Annotated in this window: 5 protein-coding genes and 2 pseudogenes; 3 read left to right on the forward strand and 4 right to left on the reverse strand. The window is 69.8% G+C overall.

From position 1 onward, the window contains the following. Positions 1-2: 2 nt before the first annotated feature. Complete coding sequence (locus tag ACY45C_RS07470) at positions 3-1094, forward strand: ABC transporter substrate-binding protein (RefSeq protein ID WP_462186902.1); 1092 nt, start codon at positions 3-5, stop codon at positions 1092-1094. Between the two features lie 398 nt (positions 1095-1492). Here ACY45C_RS07470 and ACY45C_RS07475 read toward each other — a convergent pair. Further along, positions 1493-1801 (reverse strand): annotated as a pseudogene (locus ACY45C_RS07475) (DUF2142 domain-containing protein); the annotation flags it as partial. After that, a complete protein-coding gene (locus ACY45C_RS07480) occupies positions 1741-2787 on the reverse strand; it encodes a DUF2142 domain-containing protein (RefSeq protein WP_462186925.1) in 1047 nt (348 codons plus the stop codon). The gene ACY45C_RS07480 and the pseudogene ACY45C_RS07475, both read right to left, overlap by 61 nt. 386 nt (positions 2788-3173) lie before the next feature. On the opposite strand from ACY45C_RS07480, the gene ACY45C_RS07485 reads away from it, so the two are divergent. Continuing rightward, positions 3174-3530, forward strand: a complete 357-nt coding sequence (locus ACY45C_RS07485) for a winged helix-turn-helix transcriptional regulator (protein ID WP_462186903.1) — start codon at positions 3174-3176, stop codon at positions 3528-3530. A 150-nt stretch (positions 3531-3680) separates the two neighbouring features. On the opposite strand, the gene ACY45C_RS07490 is transcribed toward ACY45C_RS07485, so the two are convergent. Next, positions 3681-4247 carry a YceI family protein gene (locus tag ACY45C_RS07490; RefSeq protein WP_462186904.1) on the reverse strand — a complete coding sequence of 189 codons (567 nt, stop codon included), beginning with the start codon at positions 4245-4247 and terminating at the stop codon, positions 3681-3683. A gap of 201 nt (positions 4248-4448) precedes the next feature. On the opposite strand from ACY45C_RS07490, the pseudogene ACY45C_RS07495 reads away from it, so the two are divergent. Then, a pseudogene (locus ACY45C_RS07495) lies at positions 4449-5242 on the forward strand (hypothetical protein); the annotation flags it as partial. Between the two features lie 423 nt (positions 5243-5665). Here the strand turns inward: ACY45C_RS07495 and ACY45C_RS07500 are convergent. After that, entirely contained in the window at positions 5666-6286 is a 621-nt protein-coding gene (locus ACY45C_RS07500) for a hypothetical protein (protein WP_462186905.1), read from the reverse strand. Between the last annotated feature and the right edge of the window lie 427 nt (positions 6287-6713).

A 6713-nucleotide genomic window follows, 5' to 3' on the forward strand; every position in this document is an offset into this window, starting at 1 on the left:
GTATAAGAGACAGGCTTTACCCCGACTCGGGGGTGCTCGCGCCCTTCTCCGCCGCGCGAGCCGGCCTCGACGCCCGGATCGGGCTGGCCAACGAGCGTGGCGGGGTACACGGCCGGAAAATCGTGTATGATTGGCGCGACGACCAGGGAACCGCCGAGGCGAATGCCATCGGCGTGCGGGAACTGGTCGAGGAGAGGAAGGTCTTCGGCCTCCTTGAGTTCACCCTGGCGGCGAGTGGCAGCGCGTCGTACCTCGCCGAGCAGAATATTCCGGTGGCCGGCGTGGCGGCTGAGGAAGTCTGGTCGAAGTACCGGAACATGTTCTCGTCGTTCTACATCACCGGATCCGCCATCGACACATACGGCAGGCTCGTCCAGTCACGTGGGGGAACCAGGGCCGTTCTGCTCAGGACCGCCCTGTCGGCCGGGATCGCGGACACCGGAAGCAAGATCGTGCAGAGCGTGCAGTCAGTCGGCATCCCGGTCGTCGACGAGGTGAGCTACACGGCGAACGCCGACAGCCCAGCGGCGATCGCCCAACGGATCGTCGCGGCTCGCGCCGACACCCTCCTCACCGTGGTCGACGCCCATGAACTCCCCGCCGTGCTGAACGCGATCCGCGCCGCCGGTGGGAATCCCACGGTGATCCTTGCCGCCAGCGGCTACGATGGCCGACTGCTGCGTGATGCGGGCGCCGCCGTTGCCGGCGTCACGGTCCCGGTTTTCCACCGGCCCTTCGAGGCCGGCGGCCCTCCCATCACGAGCTACATCGACGCGATGCGGCGCTACGCCCCCCAGCGGGAGGACCCGGAGCAGGAGATCACGATGATGGCCTACATCAACACCGACCTGTTCCTGCGCGGTCTGGAGGAGGCCGGGGACTGCCCCACCCGGCAGGGTTTCGTCGACGGACTGCGGTCGGTGACGAACTACGATGCCGGCGGCCTGATCCAGCCGATCGACCTCAGGAACAGTCTGGGCCGGCAGAGCACCTGCCTGGCCTTCGTCCAGGTCAACAATGCCGGTACGGCCTTCGGCGTCGTGGCGGAGAACCTGTGTGGCAAGGAAATCACGGCCGGTCGGGCCGCCTCGTGACCCGGGCCGGCCGGGCCCTGATCTGACGCGTCCCCGCCGCCGGGCGATGCGGGCGAACGCCGCGGCCCGGCCGCCGCCGCGGCGGCGGCGAGCAGGCAGCAGGCACCGGCTCCCGCCAGGGCCATCCAGGGGACCCAGCCACCCGGAGGATTCCACTGCGACGAGCCCAGGAACCAGGCCGGTCCATAGATGCCCACGGCGCTGCGGTGCCAGTCTGTCCACAGGCCGACGGTATGCACCGCGACCACCGCCATGACGGCGACGGCGGGCCCCGCCCGGCGCAGGGCCGCGGGGATGCGCGCGGCCCGCCGGGTCAGGATCTCCCCGGCCGCCAAGGGCACCAGCACCGCGATCGGCAGCAGGTACCGCCCGTAAACCGGGAAGCGCGTCTGCCGCAGGACCAGCACGTCGAGCGCCACCGCCACCGCCACCACGCCGATCAGCACCGCGCCGAGGCGGACCCGCTGCCGCCAGGTTCCCACGACGAACGCCGCGCCGAGCAGGACCAGCAGGCACGCGCCCCATGTCCAGTAGGCGAACGAGGGCATCCGCAGGCTCGCCCAGCCGAACACCCCGACCCACTGCCGTGCCCAGGCGGGCGCGTCGGACGACAGCTGCCGCAGCCCCTGTTCCGCGAGCTCACGGCTTATCCCCGGGTGCGGCTGCACGCGCTTCTCCCAGGCCGCGGTCGCGACGACCCCGGCCACGGCGAGGGCGACCCACGGAACCGAGAGCCACCCGACCAGCCGGTGCCGCCGGGTCCCTTCTGCTGGCCGGGGCTGCTCGACTGGCCAGGGCTGCTCGACGGCGGGTACCGCATCGACGGCCCGCGCCCGCGCGCGGGGGCCGCGAGACCGACGGCGATCACCGGGGTGAGCAGCACCCACAGGGGGCCGGACGGCCGGGACAACGCCACCAGCGCGGCGACGAGGCCGAGGGCGGGCCAGATCCACCTCGGTGGCGCGCCCGGTCGACCGAGCCGCAGCGCCAGGGTGAACAACGCGGTCGCGCCCGCGATCTCCATCCCGTTCGTGCCGAGGACGGAACCCAGGAACAACGCCATCGGCGAGACCGCCAGCAGCACGCCGCCGACCGAGAGCAGTCCGGCGCGGGAATCCCAGGAGGCGAAGATGATGATCGCCAACAGTGTCACCACGATGGCAGCCGAGGTCGCCCGCCCGGCGTAGAGCGCGCCGTCCGCCGTGTGCGTGCGGGTCATCACGGCACCCTCGACCGCGTAGAGATAGGGCTCATAGGTGCCCACGTAACTGAGGGCCCGCGTCGCCGCCGGCCGGGAGTGCGGACGGTCGAGGCACGCGACGGACAGCCAGTCGCGGAAGAGGTCGCAGGGGAACCCCGCCGCGCCGGGGTTGAGCCCGGCGGGCAGGGCGAAGACGCGGCTGTTGCGATTGATCCAGTCGATCCGTTCGGTGCGGCCCGGTCCGTTGCCGAACGACGGATGTGCCAGCCGGCCGGGTGTTCCCGTCCATTGCCCGGTGCCCGCGCCGACCGCCTTCACGAAGTGGGCGGGCTCGTCGGGGCCGAACCCCGGCGGGTTGGTGCCGACCCAGGCGGCGACGAGCAGGAGGAACCCCGCGACGAGAAGCCGGGGAGGCAGCCGGGACGCACCCGGGGACCGGCCGGCCGTGCCACGCAGCCGGCCCCGCCGGCCCCGCCGACCACTTCGGCCCAGCCGACCCGGCTAGCCCCGCCGGCCACTCCGGTGAGGCGCGGCACTGCCGGGAGTGTCCGTCGTCGAACGGCACTCCGGTACACCGGCCATGACTCCCCTGCCGCGCCCCGACGCCCGATGGTTCCCTCACCCCATCGCATCCTGTCGCGCCTATCTAACTCCACTGCATGATTGGCGGATTGGCGGGACCGGGCCGGTCTTCCGCGGGTCGCCACCAGGACCCGCCGGTTGGCCTTCACCGGCACGCCGGCCTACGCTCCCGATCCCCGCCGGGTCGTCCGGGTGGGTGTGACAGCCTGAGTTGGTCCCACATGGGGGCCTGTCCTGCGTCGTGACCTGCGATGCGTCGGGGCACCCATGATGCGTCGGGCATCTACTATGACCGGATGGTTGCGAGGCCGGAGGACGGTGTGAGCTGTCAGGCGCTGACTCCGGTCTTCGCGCTGCTGGGGAAGCGGTGGAGCGGTCTGATCATCAGTACGCTGATGGCCGGCCCGGCGAGGTTCTCCGAGATAGCGAAGCTGGTGCCGGGGGTGAGCGAGCGGATGCTGTCGGGCCGTCTCACCGAACTCGTCCAGGCCGGCCTCGTGGAGCGTGAGGTTCTCGAGGGGCCGCCGGTGGCAACGCGTTATCGGCTCACCCCGCGGGGCGAGGGGCTGCGGACGGCGCTGCACGAGCTGGAGGTATGGGCGCAGGAGTATCTCGTCGCGCGCGGGGAGCCGCCGTCTCCCAGGACTCCTTGACCGGGGCTTGCTGACCGGGGCTTGCCGGGCCGGTACCCGCCGGGCTGGTACTTGTCGGGCCGGTGGAGGTGCCCACGGTCCGTCGCGAGCCCGGATGATCTCGGGGCGCGGGCTCGCGACGGCGCGGGACCGGTTGGGGAGCCGGGTTGATCAGGGGGCGATGAACTGCAGGTCGAGCTCGATCTTGACCTTGTCGGAGAGGGCGAGCCTGCCGGCACCGAGCGGCAGGTTGAAGGTGATGCCATAGTCGCCGCGGCGGATCTCCGTCGTCGCGGCGAAGCCGGACCGGACGCGGCCGTCTACGGGGTGAGTGTCGACCCCGTAGAACTCGACCGCCAGGGTGACGGGTCTGGTCACTCCGTTGATCGAAAGATTGCCGGCGAGTTCGTACTCCTCGTCGCTGCCCGTGACGGACGTCGAGGTGAACGTGATGGACGGGTGGGACGCGAGGTCGAAGAAGTCGGCGGAACGCAGGTGCGCGTCCCGGTCGGGCTGGTTGGTGTTGATCGAGGCCAGGTCGATCTCGGCGCCGACGGACACCGACTCCAGGGTGTCGCCGACCGACAGCGTCGCGGAGAACGTGTCGAAGCGCCCGCGGACGTTGGTGACGCCGAGATGGCGGACCTGGAAGTTCACGCCCGAGTGCGCGGGGTCGAGCGTCCAGGTACCGGCGGCCAGGGGCAGCGGAGCGATGTCGGACGGGGATGGCGCGGTCATGGGACCTCCAGGTCGATGATCGACGGATGGGGCGGTGGCCGTTGCGGCTGCAACGGTACCCCTACAAAACATTAGTAGCTAACGAAAGACAAGGGGTAGTGGGGTCCTGGACCGCTGCCGGTTCAATGCTGGTGCTGGTGCCGGTCCTCATGGGGGTGTCAGTCATGCCGCGTAGGCGGAGTGAGGCTTTCGAGGCAGCGGCCGGGGTGCGCGTGGCCGGAGCCGCCGGTGGGGGAGCGGTCGGTGGCGGAGTTCTGTGAAAACGGCGCGAAGGCGGTGGCGGAGGAGGCGACGCGGGCCCAGGTGGGCCGGGAGTTCTTCGCCGCGCATCCGCTGGCGGATCTCGCGGGTCGGTCCAGGCGCTGGCTGGGGAGCCGGGGTCGGATCATCGAGCCGATGTTCAAGGCGCCGGGTGCGGACCGGCACGCGCCGATCGGCTGGGACGAGGCATTCGGGATCATCGCGGGGGAGCTGAACGCGCTGGACAGTCCGGATGAGGCGGTGTTCTACACATCGGGTCGGACGAGTAACGAGGCGGCGTTCGTCTGGCAGCTGTTCGCGCGGATGGTGGGGACGAACAACCTGCCGGACTGTTCGAACATGTGTCACGAGTCGTCGGGGGCGGCGCTGTCGGCGACGATCGGGATCGCTCCAGCCTGCTCGGGCGGGGCACGACCCTGGCGGATCAGTTCCTGCAGATCCGGGTGAACGGGGACCCGGCGTTGTTCCAGGCGCTGACGGTCAACACCTGCGAGGTGCTGCGGGTCCCGCCGGGACACCTGCTGCTGCAGGCTGTCCGTCCCCACGACCAGTACAACACGACGATCTACGGCATGGACGACCGGTACCGCGGGGTGCGCCGCGGCCGGCGCGTCGTGTTCGTCCACCCGGACGACCCCGACGAGCTCGGTATCGCCGACGGCACCCACGTCGACCTCGTGCGCCCACTCGAAACCCCGGCGCAGGGTGTGTCCCGACGGCTGGTCTGCTGGTCTGCGTCGTGCGAGACCGGGTTCTTGACGGCGGTTGCCGGGAGGATACGGCGCTCCCAGCCGAACAGGTAGAGCAGGATGGAGACGAAGGTGAACTTGAAAAGTTCGAAACCCTGTGCGGAGTTGATGAGGGAAGCGACCAGGAAGGGTATGAAGAGGGCGGCCGATGCCGGCCGTCCGGCCAGCCGCAGCAGGATCAGGAAGACCGCTGCCAGAAGAGCGCACGCGCCGATCCGACCGAAATCGAACAGCCAGGCCACGTAGAGGGAGTTGGCCGCGTAGTTCCGGCCGTCACCGTATTTCTTGGCGAGATAGACGGAGTTCGAGTTCGGGCCGTAGCCGATGTTCGGATGACCGTTCTGCCGGGCCTCGGCCATGACGATCCGCGCGCTCGTGTAACGGCCGTTGGCGGTGGCGGGTGCCGTGTCATTGCCCAGCGCGCCGAGTCCGGCGACGAGCCGGCCGAACGCGACCGTCAGGCCGTTGTTGCTGGTCAGGTAGCCGGCCGGCGGCGAGGACGATCGTCCGGCGGCCCCGGGCAGCCACCGCTCGAACCCCGTTGAGATAACAGAAGGCCAGGCTGATAGAGGCGGTGAGCAGGACCGTGGGTGATTTGGTCAGCAGACCGGCGAGGACGACGAGTGCCAGGTTTCGCCACGACCTGCGCCGGACCGCCAGCAGGATCAGCACGGAGATGACCGGGGCCCAGGACGAGGGCTCGGCCAGCAGCCGGCGCAGCCGGGGCGTGCCGCCGGCGCCGGAGTCTACCCACACCGGCGCCGGTAGGACGGCGGCGACGGCATAGCCGGCCAGGGCGATCCACACGCAGCCCAGTGACATCCGCCAGAAGACGTGTTCGAGGTGGCGGCGATCGAAGAAGAATGCCGCGAAGACGGCGATCGAGGCGTAGAAGACGCCGAACCGCAGGCTTGCCGCGAGGTATTCGGCCGCGCGGTCCGGGGCCACCGGGGCCACCGGGGCAAGGGAGTAGAAGCACATGACCGTCGCGATGAAAAGTACGGCCAACAGGCTGCGCAGCGCGTTCAAACACCCAGATCGCCAGCCGGGCGGCCGGCCCGATCAGCTCGTTCTGCTGCGTTTACTCCGCGGTTTTTGGGGCGGTGTCCAACATCCCGGGGGAGCCGGCGGAGGTCGGATCGGGGGCAATCGTGACCGATCTCATCGCCGGCACCGTTGATTTCCCCCAAGGGGCATAGACGCCGTGATTTTCCCGAAGCCAATGTGGAGCATGCTAGCAGCCACCGGAGCGATTTCTCCCGGCATCCCTCGGCGGTGGGCGCGGGTGTCGCCATGGCGACCCTTTCCGGGGATCGACTGCCTATAACCGGTCCTTCGCGGGCGACGCACGCGTTCAGGAGTCGAAATGAAATAACTTGCGCGTTTCGAACCCTCCACAGGCCTGTGACCTGCGATGATGCTCTCGATCACGTATTTGTTACTTCATTACGTCCCC

It is taken from the genome of Frankia sp. CcWB2, from assembly GCF_977927585.1.

Bases quoted from the DNA above. Each gene is read 5' to 3' on its own strand.
- ACY45C_RS07490 (WP_462186904.1), bottom strand. From the start codon at position 4,247: ATGACCGCGCCATCCCCGTCCGACATCGCTCCGCTGCCCCTGGCCGCC.
- ACY45C_RS07485 (WP_462186903.1), top strand. From the start codon at position 3,174: ATGGTTGCGAGGCCGGAGGACGGTGTGAGCTGTCAGGCGCTGACTCCG.